This window comes from Streptococcus sp. 32226D021BW (assembly GCF_053545015.1).
This window is the reverse complement of record NZ_JBPPVC010000014.1, coordinates 22,804-47,940: the sequence shown is the minus strand read 5'-3', so window position 1 is coordinate 47,940 and position 25,137 is coordinate 22,804. Positions and strand designations below refer to the sequence as shown.

Annotated in this window: 24 protein-coding genes; all 24 read left to right on the top strand. The window is 41.8% G+C overall.

Features of this window, described 5'->3' with window-relative positions; all coding sequences use genetic code 11:
• Nucleotides 1-4,650, top strand: a 4,650-nt coding sequence (locus ACEE44_RS08810) for a ZmpA/ZmpB/ZmpC family metallo-endopeptidase (protein ID WP_449171966.1), incomplete at its 5' end; no start/stop codon positions are given.
• Between the two features lie 930 nt (nt 4,651-5,580).
• Nucleotides 5,581-6,093 (top strand): N-acetyltransferase family protein, encoded by a 513-nt coding sequence (locus ACEE44_RS08805; protein WP_449171965.1) that lies wholly within the window; start codon nt 5,581-5,583, stop codon nt 6,091-6,093.
• A gap of 56 nt (nt 6,094-6,149) precedes the next feature.
• A complete protein-coding gene (locus ACEE44_RS08800; protein WP_449171964.1) occupies nt 6,150-7,055 on the top strand; it encodes a hypothetical protein in 906 nt (301 codons plus the stop codon).
• Between the two features lie 122 nt (nt 7,056-7,177).
• Nucleotides 7,178-7,645, top strand: coding sequence for an NUDIX domain-containing protein (locus ACEE44_RS08795; RefSeq protein WP_449171963.1), 468 nt, complete (start codon nt 7,178-7,180; stop codon nt 7,643-7,645).
• A 198-nt stretch (nt 7,646-7,843) separates the two neighbouring features.
• Nucleotides 7,844-8,293, top strand: a complete 450-nt coding sequence (locus ACEE44_RS08790) for a EutP/PduV family microcompartment system protein (RefSeq protein WP_248054375.1) — start codon at nt 7,844-7,846, stop codon at nt 8,291-8,293.
• A 9-nt stretch (nt 8,294-8,302) separates the two neighbouring features.
• Nucleotides 8,303-9,397: a threonine-phosphate decarboxylase CobD gene (gene cobD, locus ACEE44_RS08785; protein WP_449171962.1), complete on the top strand. Its 1,095-nt coding sequence runs from the start codon at nt 8,303-8,305 to the stop codon at nt 9,395-9,397.
• Nucleotides 9,390-10,256, top strand: coding sequence for a GHMP family kinase ATP-binding protein (locus tag ACEE44_RS08780; RefSeq protein WP_248054371.1), 867 nt, complete (start codon nt 9,390-9,392; stop codon nt 10,254-10,256). The genes cobD and ACEE44_RS08780 overlap by 8 nt, the downstream gene beginning before the upstream one ends.
• 1 nt (nt 10,257) lies before the next feature.
• Nucleotides 10,258-11,322, top strand: a complete 1,065-nt coding sequence (gene cobT, locus ACEE44_RS08775; RefSeq protein ID WP_449171961.1) for a nicotinate-nucleotide--dimethylbenzimidazole phosphoribosyltransferase — start codon at nt 10,258-10,260, stop codon at nt 11,320-11,322.
• A gap of 15 nt (nt 11,323-11,337) precedes the next feature.
• Nucleotides 11,338-11,946 (top strand): cob(I)yrinic acid a,c-diamide adenosyltransferase, encoded by a 609-nt coding sequence (locus ACEE44_RS08770; protein WP_105117743.1) that lies wholly within the window; start codon nt 11,338-11,340, stop codon nt 11,944-11,946.
• 181 nt (nt 11,947-12,127) lie between these two features.
• Nucleotides 12,128-13,483: a cobyrinate a,c-diamide synthase gene (locus ACEE44_RS08765; RefSeq protein WP_449171960.1), complete on the top strand. Its 1,356-nt coding sequence runs from the start codon at nt 12,128-12,130 to the stop codon at nt 13,481-13,483.
• A 3-nt stretch (nt 13,484-13,486) separates the two neighbouring features.
• Nucleotides 13,487-14,434 (top strand): adenosylcobinamide-phosphate synthase CbiB, encoded by a 948-nt coding sequence (gene cbiB, locus ACEE44_RS08760; RefSeq protein WP_449171959.1) that lies wholly within the window; start codon nt 13,487-13,489, stop codon nt 14,432-14,434.
• A gap of 9 nt (nt 14,435-14,443) precedes the next feature.
• Nucleotides 14,444-15,127, top strand: coding sequence for a cobalt-precorrin-8 methylmutase (locus ACEE44_RS08755; RefSeq protein ID WP_449171958.1), 684 nt, complete (start codon nt 14,444-14,446; stop codon nt 15,125-15,127).
• Nucleotides 15,128-15,136: 9 nt separating this feature from the next.
• Entirely contained in the window at nt 15,137-15,832 is a 696-nt protein-coding gene (locus ACEE44_RS08750; RefSeq protein WP_248054360.1) for a cobalt-precorrin-8 methylmutase, read from the top strand.
• A 1-nt stretch (nt 15,833) separates the two neighbouring features.
• The gene (cbiD, locus tag ACEE44_RS08745) at nt 15,834-16,958 is read left to right on the top strand and encodes a cobalt-precorrin-5B (C(1))-methyltransferase CbiD (RefSeq protein WP_449171957.1); all 1,125 of its coding nucleotides are present in this window, start codon (nt 15,834-15,836) and stop codon (nt 16,956-16,958) included.
• The gene (locus ACEE44_RS08740) at nt 16,949-17,563 is read left to right on the top strand and encodes a cobalt-precorrin-7 (C(5))-methyltransferase (protein ID WP_172049952.1); all 615 of its coding nucleotides are present in this window, start codon (nt 16,949-16,951) and stop codon (nt 17,561-17,563) included. The genes cbiD and ACEE44_RS08740 overlap by 10 nt, the downstream gene beginning before the upstream one ends.
• Entirely contained in the window at nt 17,553-18,116 is a 564-nt protein-coding gene (locus tag ACEE44_RS08735) for a decarboxylating cobalt-precorrin-6B (C(15))-methyltransferase (RefSeq protein ID WP_449171956.1), read from the top strand. The genes ACEE44_RS08740 and ACEE44_RS08735 overlap by 11 nt, the downstream gene beginning before the upstream one ends.
• 5 nt (nt 18,117-18,121) lie before the next feature.
• A complete protein-coding gene (locus ACEE44_RS08730) occupies nt 18,122-18,895 on the top strand; it encodes a cobalt-precorrin-4 methyltransferase (protein WP_449171955.1) in 774 nt (257 codons plus the stop codon).
• A complete protein-coding gene (locus ACEE44_RS08725) occupies nt 18,885-19,931 on the top strand; it encodes a cobalt-precorrin 5A hydrolase (protein ID WP_449171954.1) in 1,047 nt (348 codons plus the stop codon). The genes ACEE44_RS08730 and ACEE44_RS08725 overlap by 11 nt, the downstream gene beginning before the upstream one ends.
• Nucleotides 19,932-19,951: 20 nt before the next feature.
• Nucleotides 19,952-20,677 carry a precorrin-3B C(17)-methyltransferase gene (cobJ, locus tag ACEE44_RS08720; protein ID WP_024380920.1) on the top strand — a complete coding sequence of 242 codons (726 nt, stop codon included), beginning with the start codon at nt 19,952-19,954 and terminating at the stop codon, nt 20,675-20,677.
• Nucleotides 20,674-21,453 carry a precorrin-6A reductase gene (cobK, locus tag ACEE44_RS08715; RefSeq protein WP_449171953.1) on the top strand — a complete coding sequence of 260 codons (780 nt, stop codon included), beginning with the start codon at nt 20,674-20,676 and terminating at the stop codon, nt 21,451-21,453. The genes cobJ and cobK overlap by 4 nt, the downstream gene beginning before the upstream one ends.
• A gap of 17 nt (nt 21,454-21,470) precedes the next feature.
• A complete protein-coding gene (gene cobA / locus ACEE44_RS08710) occupies nt 21,471-22,925 on the top strand; it encodes a uroporphyrinogen-III C-methyltransferase (RefSeq protein ID WP_449171952.1) in 1,455 nt (484 codons plus the stop codon).
• Entirely contained in the window at nt 22,922-23,689 is a 768-nt protein-coding gene (locus tag ACEE44_RS08705; protein WP_449171951.1) for a sirohydrochlorin cobaltochelatase, read from the top strand. Before cobA ends, ACEE44_RS08705 begins: the two co-directional genes overlap by 4 nt.
• Nucleotides 23,690-23,698: 9 nt before the next feature.
• Nucleotides 23,699-24,394: a cobalt-factor II C(20)-methyltransferase gene (locus ACEE44_RS08700; RefSeq protein WP_449171950.1), complete on the top strand. Its 696-nt coding sequence runs from the start codon at nt 23,699-23,701 to the stop codon at nt 24,392-24,394.
• Between the two features lie 19 nt (nt 24,395-24,413).
• Nucleotides 24,414-25,136, top strand: a complete 723-nt coding sequence (locus tag ACEE44_RS08695) for an energy-coupling factor ABC transporter permease (RefSeq protein ID WP_172023159.1) — start codon at nt 24,414-24,416, stop codon at nt 25,134-25,136.
• Nucleotide 25,137: the final 1 nt, after the last annotated feature.

Below are 25,137 nucleotides of genomic sequence, written 5' to 3'. Positions count from 1 at the left end.
CAGCCTAACCCAACCGTATCAGAAAAAGTTATCCTTGAGCCAACGACAAAGGAAGTTCTCAAAGGAACCAAGCCAATCGAAGGAACAGAAACAGGTAAGGAAACTGTAGCCATTGCCTTTGAAACCAAGATAAGCGAAAGTGCTGAGCTCTACACGGATGAAGAAAAAGTAGTGGTTGAAGGTAAGAATGGTAGCAAGGAAATAACTACTACTTACCAAACTATCAAAGGTGTTCGCCAGCCTAACCCAACCGTATCAGAAAAAGTTATCCTTGAGCCAACGACAAAGGAAGTTCTCAAAGGAACCAAGCCAATTGAAGGTACGGAAGAAGACAAAGAAACGGTCGATATTCCATTTGAAACAGAATACATTGATGACCCAACACTTCTAGTAGGTAAGACTAAGGTTGTGACCAAGGGTGTCAATGGTTCTAAGACGATTACTACAACCTATAAGACCATCAAGGGCGTTCGTCAGGAAAATCCGACAGTTACCGAAGAAATTACCAAAGAACCAGTTAAGCAAGTCATTGCGCGTGGTACAAAAGTTGAGAAAGTACCACAAGTGATTATCACAGATCTGGTAGAAAATGACGATGCTAAGTCAGCGACAGTTAGCTACAAGTTGACAGATGAAACAGCCAACTTCCTCCGTGCTGTTGCCCTCCTCTATGACAATACAGGTGCCTTGGTTCAAGAACAGGCCATTACAGATCCAAATGGCCAGTTGACACTTGAAAATCTGGACTTCTACACAGACTATACTGTGAAAACTAAGATTTTCTATACAATGGCAGAGCAGGAACAGAGCTCTGAGCAAGAAGCTATTCTTGAAAGTATGCGTCAATTTGATCTGGTCTATAAAAAGATTGAAATCAAAGATATTGATGCAGTGACGGTTTACCGTCGTAAAGATGGTAAGTATGTCGGTCAAGAGTTTTTAGAAGAAATTCCAGCATCGGCTAATGAACTATTTATCAAAGTAACATCCGATCGTTTTAAAGAAGTCTATCTTCCAGTTTCTAGCGTTGAAGAAACGACCTTAGATGGCAAGGCAGTCTTCAAATTGGTTTCTTCCTTTGAACAGTTGGTAGAGGATAAGAACAGCCAATACGTTGCAAATCGTGAATTTTACATTCCGAAGATGGTAACGGATGCAAATACCTATACTTCCTTCAAAGCCTTGATTGACGCCATGAAGGCAAATCCAGGCGGCACATTTAAATTAGGTTCTCATTTGGATGCTAATGAAGTTCCTGTTGGAGATGTAGCTTCTTATGTTCAGAATTTTAGCGGTAGCTTAGATGGATTGAATGACGGATATGCTTTCTCAATCAGTAACTTGAAAGCTCCACTTTTCTATAACCTTGGTGGTAAAGTTCAAAACTTGGACATCAAGAATGCTCATTTACAGACAAGCACCACTAATCCTCTTGCTACAATTGCCGTTAATGCTAATAATGCATTAGTCACAAACGTGGCTGTAGAAGCCAACCTAAAAGGACCGCAAAACGTATCTGGTTTAGTTCATTCGGCAACTAATACGACTATCAAGGATGTATCCTTCAAGGGTAGTATCGAATTAACTGGAACCGCTGCAAGTCTAACTGGTGGTATCTTGGGTAACGGTACGATGGCAAGTGTTGGAAATGCCAAGGTTGATGCAACTATTACTCTCCCAGGTACAGAAAACCAAGTGGCTGGTGGTATTGTCGGACGTACCATGCTTGTCTACGATGTACCAGGAAGTGTCTATAATTCGTACGCAACAGGCTCTATAGTGACGACAGAAACAGGTGGTATAGTCGGCGGCATTGCAGGTGCCAACCAAGTAACTGGTGCCTATGCTCCATATAGTGGTAATGTTAATAACGTTATCAGCGATATGACTGGTGCGACAAGTATTATCGGTCAACCAGCAAATCCAACCGGTAAGATTAAAGACGGCTTCACAACAACAACTGATAGTTTGACCAATGTTACTGTTATCTCTGATGAAGATGCACAAGCAAAAGTGGAAGCAATGGCTATTCAAGCGACAATTGATGATTCTGTTTCGCTTAATCTCAATCAATATTCAGTTGATTATCTCACCGTGGATAGGGCTCAGGCTGACCATGAAACTGCCTACTATAATATGGAGAAAATCCTTCCATTCTACAACAAGGAACTTCTTGTCTACTATGGAAATAAGATTGCGACAGACGATAAGCTAAATACGGTTCGCCTGCTTGATGTTGTACCAATGAAGGATAAGGATGTTGTTGCAGATGTCTACGCTGAGAAGGCCAATATCAATAAGATTATGCTTCACTATGCAGACGGCACGGTGGATTATAAGACTGTTTCTTATCTAGAAGACTTCAAGAACAATCATGTTGTTGAGTACACCATTTCAGGTACGGACTTGATTTACACGCCAGAATCATTCTTGAATGACAGAAGCGCCCTTGTTAATGACTTGGTAAGCAGTCTATCTACGGTTGTCCTCGACTCGGATGCTATGAAGGCGATTATCAAGTACCCAACAACCTTGAATGCCGATACTCAGACAGGTACTGCAAAAGATTTCTACTTTGGTGACAGCTATGACCAAGTCATGGCCAACCTAGAAAGCAATGTTCGTAAGATTTTGGTTGCTAGTCTAAATGGTCAAGGTCAGGCTTCTGAGGACTATATCAAAGAGAAAATCACTAACAATAAAGAAGCCTTCGTACTTGGTTTAACCTATTTGAACCGTTGGTACGACATCAACTTCGGAGAGATGAATACCAAAGATTTGACCATCTTTGAACCTGACTTCTTCGGAAATGATGCTGCCTCTGCCCTTGATATGATTTTGGCAATTGGCAATGGTGGCTATGAGGTTCTTCGTGCCCATAACAACGTAAGTACCTATGCTGCAGCTATTGGTAAGCAAAATAACAAGGCTAGTCTATTCGACATGGTGGAAGCCTACCGTAAACTCTTCTTGCCAAATCTATCAGACAATGACTGGTTTAAACAAACAACCAAGGCCTATATTGTTGAGAGTAAATCGCAGGTTGCAGAAGCGGCAGCCAAGCAAGATAGCGCTGAGAAACATAGCAAGTACGCACTTGCTGTTTACGATAAGATTACCAATCCAGCTTGGGAATACCGTCAGATGCTCTTGCCTCTATTGACCCTGCCGCAAGAGGACATCTTCATCATCAGCAACATGAACACCTTAGCAGTAGGTTCCTACGAACATTATGTAGATGATTACAAAGACCCTGCTAAACGAGATAGTGTTCGTCAGTTGGTCGATAAGGCGGCTGAAATGCAGCGGGACAATGCTGACTTCTGGTATAAGATCCTTGATGAAGAAAATCGTGACAAGCTCTTCCGCACGGTGCTAAATAATGAAGGCTTCCTAATGAATGGCCCAGATGGTCAGAAAGTCTATCGTAATTTACTCGCCGATGTAGATGCAATTCAAGACTACTATGGCCCGATTAACAAGTGGTACGCAGAGGGTGGAACCAAAACTGCCTATGCAAACGGAAAAGAAACCTTCTATGTCCTCTATAATATGCTAGACAATTATGGTACAACTCTCTATACCCATGAAATGGTGCATAACCAGGATGGAAGTACCTATCTTAAAGGATATGGTCGCCGGATGGGACAAGGAATGGAAGTATATGCTGATGGATTGCTCCAAAACGTATCTTCTGTCGATCGAACAATCCTTGGTTTCAATGCTGTCTTCAATAGTGACGCTGCTAATCGTGTGCACGTCGGAGATCCGACTGCTCGTTTCAACAGCGAAGCGGACTTTAACCAGTATTTCCACAATCAATTTGATGTTCTCTATCTACTAGACTACATCGAAGGAATGACTGTCCTTGAAAAGCCAAATACCGTTAAGAAGGACTGGTTCCTCAAACTGGAAAATTACTACATTCAAGAAAATGGCAAAGATACCCATGCTGGAAACCGAATGACGACTTTGACAGAGGAAGATGCTACTAAACTGACTACGTTTGATGACCTAATCAATGGAAGTATCATTGATCGCTATGGCTATCAAAGTGCTAAATACGACCAAAACTTACAACGTAATGGCTACTACAGCGTTCCGATGTTTGCAGGTAACTATTCAGCCTTGTCTAATCCAAATGGCTCACCAGGTGACTTTATGTTCCGTCGCATGGCCTTTGAGCTAATTGCTGCCAAAGGTTACACAGATGGTTTCATACCATATGTATCTAATCAGTTGTCTGATTATGCTATGAGCCAAAATTCTATTACTTATGATACTTGGAACAAGAAAAATACAGGCTTGATTACAGATAAACACGTCTTTGACCAAGTCTTTAATGGCCAGTATGCAAGTTGGGAAGAATTCAAGAAAGCTATGTTTATGGAGCGTGTGGATAAGGCCCAAGCAGGTAAATTGAAACCATTCACGATTCAGTATGAATTAGGTGTTGCAAACTCAACGAAAGAAGTAAGTATTGCGAGCTATGATGACCTTCAAAGATTGATTAGAGAAGCGATTGATGCGGATATTCAAAATAAATCCTATGGTAGCGATAAGAGCCGACTATCAACTTTGAAAATTAAGATTTATCAAGCCTTGATGCAATCAACAAACGACTTTAGAACATCTATTTTCAATCCATAATCTATTGAAAGAAGCTGGGCAAAAAGCCTAGCACCACTTTTCAGAGTTCGTGTCAACATCTCAGCGCAGCGGTTGATTGGCAGATTTGTTCGTGTTTTACACTCCAAATCTGACCTAATCAACTGTGCGGGGGTGGGAAGACGAACTCTTTTTTAACTAGTCGAGTTCTTTCCCACTCCCTTTTTCCCATTTTTAGATAGACTAGTAACAGATCCAGCTATGGAACAGTGGAACAATGGTTATTCGGTCTAACCGTGAATGCTTGGAGCTCCACTAGCTCTGGGAATTTTTCAGGTTTACCTATCAATCCAGGAGCGGAAGTACGACATTTTTTTCCGCATTTCTAATTTTCACATATAATTGAGCAACCTCAAGGAAGAAATTGAAATACCCACAGATTATTTCGAGCTCTGGGTTTGGAATAGTAAATATAAAATTGTTTAAACAATTCAAGCAAAAGCCTTGAAAAATGAGGGGGGGTGATATACTAGTAGTGGTATTTTATATATCGCCCTTTCTAGCTAGGGTAAAAGCTGCAAGATTGTCTACTAGAAAATGATTGTTTACCAATCAAATGATTTATTAAAGATAACTCTCCCCCCCCCCCAAAAAAAAAATCTAACTATCATTAAGAAAATTTTATCAGGAAAATAATTGGTTTCTTGTAGATTTTTTGCAGAAAATGGCAGGGTCCATCTAGCCTAGATGGACTCTATCAAACCTAGCGAAGATAAGTAGCTCTTATTCAGATGCGACTAGCAGCTATGCTGGAAGAGCTTGTAGTTTCGTACGATTTACAATAAAATCCAATTCAATGAAAGTAAAAGGCTCTCTATTCTCCAGTCAGCTATTTCTGGTTTGGTAAGGAAGAGCCTTTTTTATGTAGAATGATATAATATAAAATGTACTCTTAAAAGTTTGAGGTAATATATGTTTATCAAAGATATGGAAACCGAGAAGGAAATTCAAGGCAAGGCTTATGTTCATTGGAAGGCTTGGCAGGAGGCCTATGCTGATTTGTTACCGCAGGATTTTCTCCAAAAGACCTACACCTTGGAACGGTGTCAAGACTGGGCTGTTCGTTATCCTCAAAATATCCTGGTGGCTCTGGTGGACGAGCAGGTGGTTGGCTTTGTCTGTTACGGTGCCAGCAGTCAGGCGGACTTGTCGCAAGCAGGTGAGATATATGCAATTTATGTTCTGGCGGATTACTACGATCAAGGAATTGGCTACCAGTTGATGCAGGCGGCCTTGGAAAAATTGCAGAGCTACCATCGGGTTTCTCTCTGGGTATTGGAGGGGAATGCGCGTGCGATTGCCTTTTATGAAAAGGTTGGTTTCCGTTTTGATGGCCTAAAGAAAATTGTCAATCTAGGAGCAGAGCGAATAGAATACCGAATGGTCTTGGAATTATCAGATAAAATCAAAAGAATAATATATTGAATATTGAATGACCTGCTTTGATGTGCTATAATAAGGCTGAATCAAGGAGGGTTTTAATGATTTTACTGACCAATAATCGTTTACGTGTTGAAATTTCTGAACCAGGCGAACGACCAAATGATACTTTTCGTTTTAATCGAGCAGGCTTTATTTCAGATGTTATACTGGATGGCGATACACACTTTGGTGCTAATGAGCCTATGAACCTACGGCATTTATCGTCTGGTGGTAGAGGGCTGTGTTGCGAATTTTCAGGAGATTTTTCTGCTGGGGCTCAAGTTGGTGACTATTTCCCTAAATTAGGTGTAGGCTTGATTAAGCAGGATAGTGAACTAGGTTACCAATTTGCCCATAAATATGATGAGGTCATTCCCTATCCTGTCACCTACAGCCATACGGAAACTTCTGCTACATTTTTTACAGAAGCGGTAGCTTGTTTGGGAATTGCTGCTGAGATTGAAAAGACTATTCGGATCGAGGAGAATGCTCTTATTTTAGAAGCCACAATCACCAATGTTGGCGACAAGGCATTTGAAACAGAAGAATATTGCCATAATTTCTTGAGTATCGACGGTATGGCTATTTCACCGGATTACCATCTGGACTTGCCAGATATGAATGATCTGGGTCATGATCGCTTAGAAGGTTTTGGTGGCTATGACCATAACAACTTTATTGCGGATGGGAAGGCCATCACCTTCGAAAAATGTGAAACGGATGTTTCCCTCAGTGTTCTTAGCACCGATAAGGCAAACCTCGGTGATACATTTACTTGGAAACTCAGTCATAAGGGAGCTCAAGCAAGTATTACAGGTATTGATAGTGTCAAACCGACCAGCTTACTCCTATGGGCGACAGACCACATTGTCAGTCCAGAAATTATTCAGACCATTAGGCTTTCGCCGGGGCAAAGTCATAGTTGGACCCGTCGCTGGGTTTTTGAAGCCAATCCTCGTTGGTAGTGTTCAGTCAAGGCTAGTCGGCCTTGGCTTTTTTTGATAGAATAGATGTACTTGGTTTCTATTGTTGTTTGTGACAGAGAAAAATTGATTGACTGATTTGTTTTGAAATGTAAGGAGTTATGATGGCTAGAAAAGAAATGGTCACACTGACCAATATGTGTTTGATTGAGGATAAAGATGGGAATGTAGTAGTGCAAATTCGGGATCCTGAGCGCTATCGCTGGTCAGGAGTTGCTTTTCCTGGCGGTCATATTGAAGAAGGTGAAAATTTCCATGACTCTGTTGTTCGCGAAGTTGAGGAAGAAACAGGTTTGACCATTAACAATGCTCGCTTGGTTGGTATCAAGCATTGGCCTGACAAGGAGGGCCATCGCTATCTAGTTTTTCTCTATAAGGCAACGGAGTTCACTGGCACTCTTCATTCAACGGAAGAGGGTGAAGTGCGGTGGGTCAAGAAATCGGACCTTCCTCAGATGAATTTGGCCTATGACTTGTTAGAAATACTAAAGGTTATGGACAATCCTGAATTGTCTGAGTTCTTTTACACCCAAAAAGGAAGCGATGGGGATTGGGATAGGAATTTTAGGTAGGGTTGCTTGATTTTTTGAGTTGACGAAGACTTGAATATAGTATATACTATACTTGTTAATATATAAAAGGCAAAGGGGCCTGTTGTTCGCAATGAAGCGGAAGTTTTGGAACAACGGGCTAACTTTGCCTTTTTATTTCTAATAGTATTTTAGGAAATTGAATTTCCCCTTTGACAAATAGCTTGAAAGGATGATTGTATGGGACTTGAATCAAAAAAAATTATGTTTGTAGGCCCAGTAGGTGTTGGGAAAACGACACTAACACAACGTTTGAAGGGGCTTGATATCACCTATTTTAAAACACAAGCTATCCAATTTTATGATTCTATCATTGATACACCTGGTGAATTTTTACAACATAGACGATACTACAATGCTTTATCTGTAACAGCTGCAGAGGCAGAAGTGATAGGCTTACTAGCTTCAGCAACAGCCACAATGCAGACTTTTCCACAAGGATTCTCTTCTTTGTTTAACAAACCAGTGATTGGCATTATCACCAAGGTTGATTTAGTAACAGACCCTAGCAGCCTTGAGAAAGCTAGAGCACAATTACGTGCAGCAGGTGCCAAGGAAATCTTTGAGGTGTCTTTAGAGGATAATACAGGTATTGAAGCGATTCAATACTATTTGACAAAGGAAAGTTGAGGTGATGGGATGAAGGTAGAACATGGAGGAAACATGAATCAGCTTGCCTCTGATTTTGGTTTTCGCCCAGAGGATTGCTTAGATTTTTCTGCTAATATCAATCCATTAGGTCTTTCAGAAAAAGTAAAATCAAAGATAATAGAAACTTTAGATAGCTTAGTTCACTACCCTGATGTGACCTACTCACAGTCCAAGGCAGCCTTGGCTGAATATCATTCTTGTCCGACCCAGCAAATCCTTCTATCGAACGGGGCAGTAGAAATCTTTTATGAATTGGCTAGGTATGTGAAGCCAAAGAAGATACTGCTCTTAAGTCCGACATTTATGGAGTATGAAAAAGCATTTAAGCAGGTTGGTTCAGAGATTATATATCATGTATTAGAAAGACCTCATTACAGTTGGACTTTTGAATCCATCTTACCTAACTTGGAAAAGCTGTCATCTGGAGATTTGGTATTGATTTGTAATCCAAACAACCCAACAGTGACCTTGGTACCAACGCCTACATTATTACTGGTAGCAGAATTTCTTCGACAAAAAGGAGCCTATTTGGTTCTTGATGAAGCCTTTATGGACTTTGTTTTAGACAAGGATGCCTATTCCATGGTAGCTCATTTGAATGAGTATCAGAATGTCATTGTTGTTCGGTCTTTGACAAAATTTTATGCTATTCCTGGCTTGAGGTTGGGCTATGCCTTATCAAGTAATATTGATTTGATTGCTGCTATTGATGAAATGCGACCACCTTGGACCATCAATGCTTTGGCAAATGCTTTGGTGCCAGTTATTCTCAAGGATAGTGATTATCACCATGCTACAGAAGAGTGGCTCAAGAGTGAGCAGGAATTCCTTTATAAAGAATTGACTGCTTTGCCCGATTTGCAAGTCTTGCCACCGACTGTCAATTACATTTTCTTTGAATACGAGGGAAATGAAAGTCTGAGAGAGCTTTTAATACAAGAAAAAATATTTATTCGTTCCTGCCATAATTACCACCATCTAGATGACAACCATTATCGAGTAGCCATTCGGTCAAGAGAGGAAAATTGTCGTTTGATTGAGGCTTTTAGATCTGTGTTAGGAAAGTGTGATGGTCATGTCTAGGAACAAATGGTTTTCCTGTCCAGGTTCATGTGGGGAATTGTTTCAGGGTGTTAAGGATGGTCAAGAATTTTTGCTGACTTACGGTATCAATCGCAAGTCCTATGCAAGGCTTATCAGAGAGGAGGAAGAAACGGAATTTGCAATAGGAGAAAAGGTTGTCAAGGTCTTGGATTATCTTGATCCGATAGAGGATGGATGGAAGCTAGAAAAGAAGTCCAGTCTTCCAATCGGTAAAGGAATGTCCAGTAGCACGGCAGATATGCTGGCAAGCCTACAAGCCTTAGCCTATGTTCAAAATAGGCATTTGACTGCTGAAGAAGTGACCAAGTTCTGTTGTCAGATTGAGCCAACAGATTCGATTGCCTTTGCTGACTGGACGGTCATCAATCCCTTGAGCGGTCAGATACTGTTTCAGACGGATTGGAAACCAGAACTTTATGTCTATATTCTAGAACCTAGAAAGACCGAGTGGACAGTTGAGTTAGCTAGAATGACAGAATGTCCTACTTATCCAGTCCAAGCATCAGAAGGGTTATTGGAAATGTTTCAGCAGGCATGTCAGTCAAAAAATGAACTTCTTTTGGGTCAGATTGCGACAGCAAGTGCCCTATTAAACAACACTCGGCTACCAAAGCCTTATTTGGCGGACATAATAACCCTGGTGAATCAATTAGGTTTACTTGGAGTTAACGTCGCTCACAGCGGAACGGTAGTGGGAATATTGATGACTAAAAGTCAATTACCATTGATATCAGTTATCGAAGCAAATTTTTCTAAGGGAGAAATTGGTAAGTATTATGACCAACGCTATCTTTCAAGGATTTGTTTCGAAGGTGTTAAAAGGGTGAAAGGAGGTTAAGGTGGTAGACTTACATGAGATATTGAGGGAGATCAAGCCTCTAGATAAACATGCAATTGAGAAGGGGAAGAAGATTTGTGATCAATTAGCCAAGCCCTTAGGTGCTCTGGGTAAAATGGAAACAATATATGCCCGTTTGTATGCTATGTTTCAAGGAGCTATAGACATATCTAAACAGATTGTAATGGTTTATGTGGCTGATAATGGTGTCGTTGCCGAAGGTATTTCTGCCAATCCACAGGAAACGACCTTTATCGTTGCTCGCAATATGTTAGAGGGAAAAACAGGTTTATGCGCCATTTCAAGGCATGTAGGCTCAGATGTTAGGGTAGTTGATATAGGTTGCATGAAAGATGTTCATACCGACCAAGCTTGTAAGGTCAGGAGAGGGACAGGCAATATTCTCAGGGAACCAGCCTTGACTAGAGAGCAAGCTGTTGAAGCCATAATGGTTGGCTACAGGGAAACCCTATCCTGTATTCAGAAAGGCTATAGACTTTTTGGAACTGGAGAGATGGGAATTGGCAATACGACCACATCGGCAGCAGTTATCAGTGCTATTTTAAATCTTGAAGCCAGTCAAGTGACTGGTTACGGGGCTGGCTTGACAGAAGGGATGAAATCCCATAAAACACAAGTGATTGCTACAGCGGTTGCTCGCCATGCTCCCTACAAGGATGTTCTGGACATTGCTGCAAAAGTTGGTGGATTAGATATGCTGGGTATGGTAGGGACTTACTTGGCCTGTGCTCATCATCAACTTCCCTGTGTAGTGGATGGTCTAATCTCCATTACAGGCTTGCTGATTGCCAGTAAATTAAATAGTCATGTTTTAGATTACTGCTTTGCTTCCCACCTTTCCACAGAGCCTGCCTATCGGTTGGTTTGTGAGCACTTGGGACTAGATCCTATGCTCTTGATGGATATGAGATTGGGTGAGGGATCGGGTTGTCCTCTAGCCTTCTTTTTAATGAGCAATGCAGTTTATACTATTGAGGAAATGCCTACATTTTCTGAGGGAAAATTGAGTAGGGATGATTACATCGACATTCGTCAATCAAAATAGAAAGTGAGAATACAAATGCAGTTATATACAAAAACAGGTGACAAAGGCTTGACCAAACTGGTTGGTGGTCAGAGTGTCGCAAAAGATGCGGAGCGTGTTAATGCCTATGGAACCATTGATGAGTTAAATTCTTGGATTGGTTATATCGTTACTAAAATGGACCCCGCAGATGCCTTAAAGGATGAATTGTTGCAACTCCAGCATTACCTTTTTGACTGTGGTTCGGATTTATCTACGCCTCACGGTGTTTATCCTTATAAGGTTGACAAAACCATGGTTGATTGGATTGAGGAAAGGATTGATACTTACGCTGATGTTCCACCAGCGCTCGAAGTTTTTATCTTACCAGGAGGACATGAAATTGCCGCTATGATCCACATAGCACGCACTATTGCTAGACGTGCGGAGCGCCATATTGTAGGCACCATGTGGACAACGGAAATCAATAAGGATGTCTTGGTATTTGTAAACCGTCTTTCAGACTATTTCTTTGCCTTGGCGCGTGTGATCAATTTTACCCACCAGCAGCCAGATATTGCTTATGAAAGAGGTGCAAAAGTCTTTCATAATATAACAAAAGCTGATGTGGAGCGTTGGGCTAAGGCTAGGGAAGAAGGAAGATAAGAGCATTTTTGAAACCGTTTTAATTTACATATTGACATAATGCTCTATAAAGTGTAGAATGATTTTATAAGAAAAATCATTTGACACAACGGCGTGTTAAATCAATTAAAGTGAGCAACGGGGCTACAAAAAATAGTGATATTTTTTGTGGCCTTTTTATGTTTTAAAAAGGTGGCAATACATGAAACAATTTATGTTAGCAGGTGTTTCTAGTGGGGTTGGAAAAACAACAGTCACTCTAGGTATTTTAAAAGCATTGACTGAGAGAGGCTTACGTGTGCAACCTTACAAGGTCGGTCCAGATTATATTGATACCGCTTATCATAGTCGAATAACGAAGAGAGTTTCTCGGAACTTAGACAGCTTTATGATTCCTGATAAGGCTGCCTTGGACTGGTCTTTTAGAAAGTGGCATAAGGATGTCGATATTGCTCTTGTTGAAGGTGTAATGGGTCTATTTGATGGTCTTGGTACGGATAAAGACTGTGCATCATCGGCTGCGATTGCTAAGAAATTAGATATCCCTATTGTCTTGATTATAGATGGGAAAGCAACTTCAACATCGGCAGCGGCTATGGTTCATGGTTTCTCAACTTTTGATCAGGATTTGACAATTGCTGGAGTGATTGTCAATCGAGTTGCTTCACAAACTCATTATGAATTGATAAAAGGCGCTATTGAACGCTATACAGACGTGGAAGTATTGGGCTACTTTCCAAAAAATGTTCAGGTAGAATTGCCCTCGCGCCATTTGGGGCTTGTTCCAGATGTTGAAATGGAAAACCTGGAGAAACATTTTTCAATCTTAGGTCAATTGGCTCAAGACCATATTGACTTAGATCGCTTGCTTGAGAAGGTAGATATAGCAGGTGAAGAACCGTCAAATCCATTCAGCATTCCGAAACAATTCCCTCTAAAAATTGGCTATGCTCTTGATGATGCCTTTCATTTTTACTATGAGGATAATTTGGATTTGTTAAGGGAATATGGGGTCGACTTGCTTCCCTTTAGTCCCCTTAATGACAAAGAATTACCTGAAGCAGATGCTTACTATTTTGGAGGAGGCTTTCCAGAGGTCTATGCAAAAGAGTTGATGGAAAATCATTCTTTCAGAAAGTCTGTGTTGCAGGCCCATCAAGAGAATAAATCTATCTACGCAGAATGTGGGGGTCTGATGTATCTAGGTAAAGAACTGCAAACTGGAGAGGGTTCTTATGACATGGTAGGGATATTTGATGGTGTCAGTGTTATGACAGACCGGCTAAAAAGCTTTGGTTATTGTCAAGCTAAGACTCAGGTTAGGAACTTGTTTGGTCCAAAGGATACGGTTGTCAGGGGTCATGAGTTTCACCATTCTGTATTTCAGACTAATGAACCGACCGTTTTGCAACTAGAAAAAGTTCGAGATGGCCAAGTTGTTTCTAGCTGGACAGGTGGCTATCAAACTGGTAAAACCTTTGCTAGCTATCTGCATGTTCATTTTTATCAAAATCAGGCTTTGTTGGAAAATTGGCTTCAAAGTATTTGTGAGGGATAGCTTATGTATTTACTAGCTATATTCATTGCGGTTCTGTTGGATTGGTTGCTGGGGGATCCATATAGTTGGCCTCATCCAGTCAAACTGATAGGGAATTCTATTAGCCTATTTTTGAAAGGTCAGCCTAATAGTCCAAAAAGAAAATATGTCTACGGGTTCTTCTTGTGGTTGACTACGGTTGGTTTGACTGTGGGTGCAAGCTATTTCTTACTGTCTCTATCGGCACGTTTTTCACCCTTCCTTTACTGGGGAATTTGGATCTATCTAGCCTATACGACTTTATCGACAAGGTGTTTAGCTATGGAAGCTTTAAAGGTCTTAAAAACCTTGAAAACGGGGACTATCGAAGAGGCTCGTTATCAGGTCAGCATGATTGTTGGGCGAGATACTAGTCAACTGACAGCGGAGGAAATCAGCAAGGCCACCATTGAAACAGTGGCGGAAAATACCAGCGATGGCGTCATTGGTCCCTTGTTATGCTTGTTTATCGGTGGACCAGTCCTTGCTATGGCCTACAAGGCTGTCAATACCTTGGACTCTATGGTTGGTTACAAGACAGAAAAATACCGGCAAATTGGGTTTGTGTCAGCCAAGCTGGATGACCTAGCAAACCTGATACCTGCGAGAATCACGTGGATTTGCTTGATGATTGCTAGTCATATTCTAGAATTGGATAGTAAAAATGCTTGTCGAATCGGCTTTCGGGATCGTTACCAACACGCTAGCCCTAATAGTGCTTTTTCAGAAGCTGTAGTGGCAGGTGCCTTGGGTATTCAACTTGGTGGTGCTCATATTTACCATGGGGAATGGGTTGACAAGCCGACCATTGGTGAAGCGGTTCGTCCTGTAGCATTTGCTGATATTGAAACGACTGTTCACTTACTTTATATGAGTACAACAGTTTCATTGTTGCTATTTAGTGCCATATATTTGTTACTGACGATTATTTAGGAGACTTACATGACCTATATTCAAAATCCATCCTCTATCGAGGAAACAAGTTTTAAGATTATCCAATCCATAATTGATGAAGAGCATCCAGATTATCAATTTCAAACGGAGATGGAGGAGTCTATCATCAAGCGAGCAATTCACACTTCAGGCGATTTTGATTATCTCTATACTTTAAAATTTACTCATGATGTCAATCAAAAGATTGTAGAAGTATTGAAAAACAAGGGGACCTTGGTGCTGGATTCCAGTATTTCACTTAATGGGATAAACAAACGCGTTTTAGATCAGATGGGGGTGAATTATATCTGTTTGATCAACGATGAAGATGTTGCTCAACTGGCTAAAGAAAAAGGTATCACACGTGCCATGGCTGCTGTTGAAGTGGCAGCCAAAATTCCAGGTCCAAAAGTTTTTGCCTTTGGTGGTGCTCCAACAGCCCTATCCTACTTATTAGAATTGGTTGAGGCAGGGCAGATGGAAGTTGATGCAGTTATTGGTGTCCCAGTTGGCTTTATCAATGTTGAGGAATCTAAGTCAGACTTGCTTGCGTCACCTCTTCCTGCTATTGCGACCCTTGGTCGAAAGGGTGGTAGTACCATTGTGGTGGCTATAATAAATGCCATCATCTACCAGTTAAAAGAAGTCTTGACTGGTGATTATATTCGTTACTCAACACCGACAAGTAAATAGGAGATGACTATGGTCTATATAACAGATGCCCATAAAATTGAAGCAGCAAGTTACCAAAAAATTCAGGAAATTATCACTAAAGAACATTCGGATTTTGTATTTAAAAACCCCTATCAGGAGGCTGTTTTAAAGCGAGTTGTTTTTACTAGTGCTGATTTTGATTACCTGTATAATATACAGTTTTCCAATCATGCCATTGAGGAAATAGTGAAGGTCTTGAAAAATAAGGGAACCATTTTCACTGATACGACGATGGTTTTGGGAGGTTTCAATAAAAAATTATTGGATAGGCTTGGTGTCGCTTATCGTTGCTTGGTGAATGAACCAGAGATTTTTAAAGAAGCCAAGGAAAAGGGAATTACGCGATCAATGGCTGCAGTAGAGCACGCGGCAAAAGTCGAAGGGCCGAAACTCTTTGTTTTTGGGAATGCTCCAACTTCTATATTTAAGGTCTTGGAAATGGTCGAGGCAGGTCAAATGGAGTCTGTTCCAGTCATAGGTGTTCCAGTTGGATTTGTTGGAGCTGCAGAGTCTAAATTGCAACTCCATGAAAGTTCCTTGCCGGCTATAGCTGCACTTGGTAGAAAGGGTGGCAGTACCATTGCAGCAGCCATTGTTAATGCCATACTCTATCAGTTGAAAGCTGAGGATAAGGAGGGACAACTCTTCTCACCTTCAGGAAAAGGCTATTGTCAGGGTAAATAAAATGGAAGAATATGTTTATGTTGATGGAAAAAAATTAAAAAGAGGCTTTACGACGGGGACCTGTGCAACAGCAGCAACAGTCGCAGCCTTGAATATGATTTTACAACAGGAAATCGAGGAGAAGGTGACGGTAAAAACGGCTTCAGGTGTCCAAGTTACTATGGATGTTCACAAGCCTTCCTTTGATGAGCAATCGGCTACCGCAGCTATTCAAAAAGATGGGGGAGATGATGCTGATGCGACCCATGGACTCTTGATTTTTTCAACAGTTACCCTATTACCTCATCAGACGGAAATTGAAATTGATGGAGGTGAGGGAGTCGGTCGGGTGACAGAAGTTGGTCTGGCCAATGCAGTCGGTATGGCAGCTATAAACCCAACTCCGCGAAGGATGATTGAGGAGCATGTTCGTGACTTGATAGGTCCAGATTGCGGGGCTAAGGTCTTGATATTTGTTCCTGGAGGTGAGGAAGTTGCCAAAGCGACTTATAATTCGCGGCTAGGCATTCTGGGAGGTATTTCCATTTTAGGTACCACAGGGATTGTCAACCCCATGTCTGAGGATAGCTGGAAGGCAGCTATTACAGTCGAGTTGTCCATGCTTTATAATAAGGGCTATCGTTCTGTTGTCCTATCGCCTGGAAAATACGGTGAAGCCTTTGGAATGGATGGTTTAGGCCTACCCAAAGAGCAAATTGTCAATATGAGCAATTTTGTGGGGCACGTTCTGAAAGAAGTTCAGAGAATTGGATTTACAAAGGTACTGATGGTTGGGCATATGGGCAAGTTAGTTAAGGTTGCATCGGGAACCATGTCTACGCATAGTAAGGATTCTGATGGACGTATTGATACCTTAATAGCTAATTTAGCCCTCATGGGTGCTCCTCTGGAAATGTTGCAGAAGGTCAATGCTTGTTTGACAACTGACGCAGCAGCAACCATTATCAAAGAATATGGATATGAAGGTATTTATCAGATTTTAGCAGACAAGATTAAGGCTAAGACAGAGCGGTTGCTCAAGTACCGTCAACCTGCGGTGACCATTGATGTAGTCTTATTTGGTACGGAAGATGGCTACCTAGCTTCAACCAAAAGCTTAGCGGAAATTCAGGAGGAATGGTCATGATAGATGTGATTGGCATTGGTCCAGGAAATCCAGCCTATTGTCTGGTTGGTCAATTGGAGCGTTGTGAGCAGGCAGACTATATCTTGGGGAGTGAGCGTCATTTAGAAGTCCTTCCTGATAGGCTCAAGGAGAAAGGGGTTATGGCTCCTAAAAAACTGAAGGACTTAGAGGCTTTATTGGAAACATATCCCGTAGAAGCTTCTATTGTTTACTTGGTTTCAGGAGATCCCTTGATTTACGGTTTGGGCAAGTGGATGTCTGAAAAATTTCCTGGTCGTGTTAGGATATTGTCAGGGATTAGCTCCATGCAATACTTAGCTAGCAAGGTATGTTTGCCTATGAATGATGCCTATTTAACCAGCAGCCATGCCAAACTCCCAAACTTTGATTTGATCATGAGTTTGCCAAAGGTATTTATGGTGACAGATGCCCATGTTGGTCCCTATCAAATTGCTCAAGAGGTCCTCAAAAGGGGACTTAAACGGAAAATCATTATCGGTGAACATCTGAGCTACGAAGATGAGGAAATCAGTATTCTAGCAGCGGAAGATGTTGTTGACCGTGATTATAAAATGAATGTGGTGGTAATTGTAGATGAAGGATAGTGAATTTATTCGAACCAAGGTTCCTATGACCAAATCAGAGATTCGCGCCATTAGCATTGATAAACTAGATTTAACACATGCTAAACGGATGCTGGATGTGGGATCTGGGACTGGTAGTGTTACGATTCAGGCAGCTTGTAGCTATCCTCAATTAGAAGTGGTAGCTGTGGAGCAAAATCCTGATGCCTTGGCCCTAACAAGACAAAATATTGAAAAGTTTCAGTGCCAAAACATCACTCTGCATGAAGGGAAGGCACCGATTGAACTACAGGGTCCATTTGATGCCATTTTTGTCGGAGGGACTGGTGGAAACATGCAGGAAATTTTTGACTGGTGTCAGAAACTTCTCCTTCCTGGAGGCAGGTTGGTCTTGAATTTTATACTTTTGGAAAATGCCTTAGAGGCAGCCCAGATTGCTGAAAAAATGAATTGGGAAGACCTAGAGCTCACCTCAGTACAGGTTGGCAACTGGACCAGTTTAGGAAAAGGTCATTATTTTAAACCACAGAATCCAACAATTGTGGTTTCTTGTCAAAAAGCTAAAAAGGAGTAGAGAGAATGTCGAAGGTACATTTTGTTGGTGCTGGACCTGGTGATGTAGAGTTAATCACCTTGAAAGGTTATAAGCAACTTTCTCAGGCGGATGTTGTGATTTATGCAGGTTCCTTGGTCAATCCAGCTTTATTGGATTACTGCAAGGAAGATGCAGAAATTTATGACAGTGCAGGGATGCATTTGTTGGAAATTATTGATGTCATGGAAGCAGGTGTCAAGGCAGGTAAGGAGGTTGTTCGATTACAGACTGGCGACTTCTCTATTTACGGCTCTATCCGTGAACAGATTGAGGAGATGAAGAAGCGAGGGATTGCATTCGATTGTACCCCAGGTGTCAGTTCCTTTTTAGGAGCTGCTTCGAGTATAGGAACAGAATACACAGTGCCTGAGGTTTCTCAAAGTGTCATCATTACTCGCATGGCTGGTCGTACACCTGTTCCAGAGCGTGAATCCTTACGAAGCTATGCCCAGCACCGCACTTCTATGGCTATTTTCCTGTCTATTCAAGGTATTGAAAAAGTGGTGGAAGAATTGGTTCAAGGTGGCTACCCAGTAACTACGCCTGTGGCAGTCATCTATAAGGCAACTTGGCCAGAGGAGAAGAAGGTCTTCGGCACACTTGAAACCATTGCAGAGAAAGTCAAAGAGGCTGCAATTAGTAAGACCGCTCTGATTCTGGTTGGTGATTTTCTAGGACAGGAGTTTTATTATTCAAAACTCTACCATGAAGAATTTGAACACGAGTATCGCCAGGGGAAAAGTAGCCATGCCCAGTAAGGTAGCCATTGTTGCCCTGACAGAGACTGGAAAAGAAACAGCTCTAAGATTGCAGAGCAAGTGGTCACGCCACAGTCGCATTTATAGTCTGCCTAAATTGGCAGATAATCAGGTGACAGGTTTTGATAAGCGTCCTACTCAGGCAATAGCAGAGCTCTTTCAACAAGTGGACGTTCTGGTCTGTATCATGGCGACCGGAATTGTTGTCCGTGCCATTGCCCCTGTTGTTCAGGACAAAGCAGCAGACCCAGCCGTCATTGTCCTAGATGAAAATGCGACAAATGTCATTAGTCTACTAAGTGGTCATCTGGGTGGAGCCAATGAAGTGACAAAGGAAATTGCAAGCCTTTTGAAAGCTAATCCAGTCATTACAACGGCAACGGATGTTCAAAATGTTGTTGCCCTGGATACACTTGCCAAATCCGTCAATGGTTGGCGATCTGACCTACGCCCCTTGGTTAAGGAATTTAATGGCTTGTTAGCCAATCGGGAAAGGGTCTATTTTTACCAAGAAAAACCTTGGATAGAAGATGTGCGGGGCTTAAGCCTTCTTGAAGCCAATCAAGTGGAAGAAGTCCTAGCTGGAGATGCCCCTCTTATTCTCTTGCAGACAAAGGAAATGACCAGCAAACGTGAACATCTTGCTGTCATTTATCCTAAGCCCTATGTACTTGGAGTTGGGGCACGAAAAAATGTATCCTCTGAGATTTTTTATCGGAACTTTCAAGAATTTTGTCAGGAACAAGGAATTGAGCAAACCGAAATTGCGAGGATTGTCAGTATTGACGTCAAGAAGGATGAAGAGGCCATGTTGGATTTAGCAGAACGACTATCTTGTCCTTTTGATGTATATAGCAAGGAGGACTTAGAGAAGGTTGCTGACAAGTATCCTTGTTCGGATTTCGTGAAAAAAACAGTTGGGGTAGGAAGTGTGGCGCTTGCTAGTGCAGACCTTGCCAGCGATGGCCAGGTTCTAACAAATCGATTTGCAAAAGATGGGTGTACCTTTGCTTTAGGTAAAGTCCCTGTAAACTAATAGATATAAAGGAGAATGCTATGCTCTATGTGATTGGCTTAGGTCCAGGTAAAGAGGAACTAATGTCTGGAGAAGCCCTCAAGGCTATCGAGGATTGCGAAATTATTGTTGGTTATTCAACCTACATGCGTTTGATTTTGCATTTGGTAGAAGGTAAGGAATTAGTGGCGACAGGTATGCGGAAAGAAATTGAACGCTGCCAAAAAGCGATTGATTTGGCTCTTGAAACGGGTAAGAATGTCGGTGTTGTATCCAGTGGTGATGCGGGTGTTTACGGCATGGCTGGCTTGATTTTAGAGTTGATTGGAGAAGATTCTGACTTGGAAGTCAAGGTTATTCCCGGCATTACAGCTAGTTTGGGAGCGGCAGCAATTATGGGGGCTCCTTTGATGAATGACTTTTGTCATATCAGTCTCAGTGATTTGATGACGCCTATGCCTGTTATTGAAAAACGTCTTCATGCCGCTGCTCAGGGAGATTTCGTCATCTGTCTCTACAATCCACGTAGTAAGGGGCGGCCAGACCACTTGTCCAAGGCTCTTTCAATCATTGCAGAGTACAAATCACCAGATACCATTGTCGGCATCGGTAAGGACATCGGTCGAAAGAAAGAGGAGTATATCTTAACGACGATTAAAGATTTAGATGAGTCCTTGGTTGATATGACAACCATTGTCATCGTTGGAAACAAAGAAACCTATATAAAAAATGGCCGTATGGTTACACCTAGAGGATACACTCTATGATGAAATTACTCTTGGGAGGAACCTCAGATAGCACAGAGATTTTGGGTCTACTAAATTATCTAGGTATCGAGGTAACAACATCGGTGGTGACAGACTATGGGAAACATCTGGCATCCAAATTTGGTCAACCTGTCATTCAGGGCCGATTGACAGCAGAGGATATGGTCCGCTTTGCCCAAGATCATCAAGTCGATGAAATCATTGATGCCACTCATCCCTTTGCAGATTTGGTTTCCAAGGAGGCTATGAGAGCAGCAGAGCTTGCTGGCATTTCTTACTTGCGGTATGAGCGGAAGGAAACAGACGATTTGACGGGAGCCCTAGTGGTACACTCTACAGAAGAAGCTATATCCCTTATAAAAGATCGAGGTTACCCTACTGTTTATTTGGGAACGGGAAGTAAGACCTTGCCCCTATTTGTTAAGGGCTTACCTGATGTACGAATTGTGGCCCGTGTTCTTCCAACTTCTGAGGTCTTACTAGCCTGTGAGCGATTGGGCATGGTTGCGGATCAAATTGATGCCATCAAGGCACCCTTTTCTAAGGAATGCAACAAGGAACTGATTTTACGGTCCAAGGCTCAAGCCTTTGTTTCCAAAGAAAGTGGCAGTATTGGTGGTATTCGCGAGAAAATCACGGGCTGTCAGGAATTAGGAGTTGATTGCATCATTATTGCACGACCAAAGGTGGACTATCCTAAGAAGGTGTCTTCCGTAGAAGAACTAAAAGATTATTTACAAATAGGAACATGTCAACATGAATGTCAAGTATGTTAGCAATGAAAGGAGTTAGAATGTCAGGATTTGTAAGTTTACTTGGTGCAGGACCTGGTGATGTTGAACTGATAACGGTCAAGGGAGCTAGAAGATTGCGAGAAGCAGATGTTCTGGTCTATGACCGTCTGGTCAATAAAGACCTCTTTTCCTATCTATCAGACAAGTGTCAGCTGATTGATGTTGGAAAGAAACCAGGAATGCCTTGCATTCGCCAGGAAGAAATTGAGCGAATTCTCATTGAGAAAGCTAAGGAAAACAAGCGGGTTGTTCGACTGAAAAGTGGAGATCCCTATATTTTCGGACGAGGTGGGGAAGAAGCTCAAGCCTTGGTAGAGGCTGGAATTCCTTTTGAAATTGTTCCAGGAGTGACATCAGCCATTGCAGGTGCCACTTATGCTGGAATCCCAATGACTTTTAGGGATAAGGCAACCAGCTTCCATGTCTTTACAGGTCATTTGCAGGATGAAATGGAAAGTCTAAACTGGGCAGCTATTAGTCAGCTTAAGGGAACCCTGGTCTTCTTAATGGGGATGAAACATCTATCCGTCATCACACAAGAACTTGTTAACAATGGTTTTTCTAAGGATACACCTGTAGCGATAGTAGAATGGGCAACCCATCCAAGCCAGCGTTCGATAGACGGAACTTTGGCCACCATTGAAGAACTGGCCCTGCAAGAGAATATGCAAGCTCCGTCTATCATTGTTGTTGGGGATGTGGTTTCTTTTAGGAAGGAATTGAATTTCTATGAACATCTTCCCTTGTATGGGAAGCGAATCTTTTTACAGGATTCAGCAACAGGGAAATTGCCAGCCTACCTAAAAGATGATGGAGCGACCTTGGTTAAATTCCCAAGTCGTACACAGGTTAATAAGCTTTCCTTTGATCTACCAGATTGGTCTAAAGTTGATGGAATGGTAGTTGCAGATACACAGAGCTGGAGTTTATTCTTATCTCGTTTGAGGGAGGATGGAATTGACCTACGCAGTCTTGCCCATATTCAGTTTGCAGCCATTGGTCATCATACTGCTAAGACATTGGAAGAATCGGGTATCTTGCTAGTAGCAAAAGGAACCCAGAGCAAGGATCCAGTGATTCTGGATCTACTAACGAATGCTGAGGGAACTTGGTATGGAGTAGCACCAGAACATAAGATGGAGGAATTGCAAAACCTATATGACTTCCCTGTCCTTGTTACCCACAGTCTTGGATTTGACAAGGAAGTGTCGCCAGAGGACTGGACCGATCTTGATTGTGTTTGTCTACCAAACTCAGTTGCTGCGGCAAATTTTGTGACTCTGGTGGAAGAAACAGGGTTAGACCTTCAAGAACTGCCAATTATCGTTATGGGTGAAACAACACGAGAAAAACTGGTGGAAGCTGGCTATTCTAATATTGTTGAAACGGACCAGCCGACTATTTTGGCGATTCGAGACAAGTGTCGTGACATTCTGATAAAGGAGAACCTATGACAAAAGCTATTTTATTAGTGAGTTTTGGTACAACTCATCCAGAAACGAGACAAAAAACGATTGGAGCTTGTGAACAAGCCATCAAGGAAGCCTTTCCGCAGTATGCGGTTTATCAAGCCTTTACTTCCACAGTCGTTTTGAGACGTATCAAGGAAAATGAGGGACTAGAGATTCCAACTGTTAAACAAGCTCTGGAACAAATGAAAGACGAAGGAATTCGGGAAGTTTACATTCAGCCATTACACATTATTGCGGGGTCTGAATTTGAAAAAATCTTGAATCAATCAAAAGAATTCCAATCTTATTTTGACATCATAAAAGTTGGTCAGCCCTTGCTCCACAGTGAAGATGACTATCAGCAAGTCAAACAAGTTTTAATTGACCAGTACGGGCATTTTGGTGAATGTGCAGCCGCTGTTTTAATGGGCCATGGAAGCCAACACAATGCCTTTGTGGCCTATGCGGCATTAGATCATATGTTGACTGGTAGTCAGGTGCACATTGGTTGTGTGGAAAGCTATCCTCCTGTTGAGCAGATTGAGGAGAAATTAAAATCTAAGGGAATCAAAGAAGTTCATTTGGCACCCTTCATGCTGGTAGCTGGTGAACATGCGACCAATGATATGGTGTCAGATGATGAAGATTCTTGGAATACCTATTTCAATCAACGGGGTTATGAAGTGATTCCACATTTGATTGGTCTAGGAGAGTATCCAGCCATTCAAGATATTTATATCCAACATCTACACAAAATCATTGACTAGGAGTAGCTTATGGCACGATTTTATGGAATTGGGATTGGTCCTGGTGATAGTGAGTTGGTAACAGTAAAAGCTAGTCGTATTCTTGGTGAGCTTGATATCCTCTATACTCCAGAAGCCAAAAAAGGAGCGAAAAGTTTAGCGCTTGAGATAGCTGGACCCTATCTTAGTGAAGAATTGATGATCAAGCAACGGCATTTTCCAATGGTAAGGGATAAGTCACATAAAGAAGAGCAATGGCTGGATATCGCTGAAGAAATTGTTGCAGATGTCCAAGCAGGTAAGAATGTTGGTTTCATCACTCTTGGAGATCCAATGGTATTCAGTACCTATAGTTATCTATTAGACATTATCGGACATCGCATTGAAACCAAGACCATACCGGGGATAACTTCATATAACAGTATCGCTGCAGAAGTAGGTTTGCCCTTGGTCATGGATGAGGAATCATTTGCAGTTGTTCCAGCAACTGCGGGTGTACAGCACTTGGAGGCTGTATTAAGGACACATGAAACGGTTGTTATTATGAAGGTGGCTAATCATCTTGCTGAAGTACTTCCCTTGTTAAAGCAGTTTGATTTGCTTGATAAAACGGTTCTTGTTAGTCGTTCTAGTACCGATCAACAAGAGATTCGACATGGGGTAGCAGATCTCTCTCCTGAAGAAAAGCTATCTTATTTCTCAACTATGTTAGTCAAAAAACATTAAAAAAATAAAGGAGAATAACATGAAAAAGTTATTGAATCTTTTAGCACTTGTTGCTTTGCTGACCCTAGTTACAGCTACACCAGTAGCAGCCATGCACATTATGGAAGGCTATTTACCTCCTGCTCATGCCCTGCTCTGGTTTGGAATATTTGCACCATTTTTCCTGTATGGTTTGTTCCAATTGAAAAAGTCGATCCAGAAAAATCCTGAAAGCAAGGTGGGATTGGCTCTATCAGGTGCCTTTGTCTTTATCCTTTCAGCCCTAAAAATTCCATCTGTAACAGGTTCAACATCTCATCCAACAGGTGTCGGCTTTGGTACAGCTATGTTTGGTCCGAGTGTCATGGTTGTTTTAGGAACGATTTGTTTGCTCTTCCAAGCTCTCTTCTTGGCCCATGGTGGTTTGACAACCTTGGGAGCAAATGGATTTTCAATGGCAGTTGTTGGACCATTTGTTGGTTACTTTGTTTATAAATTAGCTCTGTCTATGAAAGTCAATCAGCGCGTGGCTATTTTCCTTTGTGCTTTTATAGCTGACCTAGCAACATATTTAACTACTTCGCTACAATTATCATTGGCTTTCCCAGATGCACAAGCAGGTGTCTTTGGTGCTGCAATGAAATTTATGGGGGTCTTCATGGTTACACAAATTCCAATTGCCATCATTGAAGGTCTTTTGTCAGTAGTCCTGTATAACTTAGTTGTAGCCAATGCTAAAAAAGAAGAAGTGGGAGTGTTCTAAG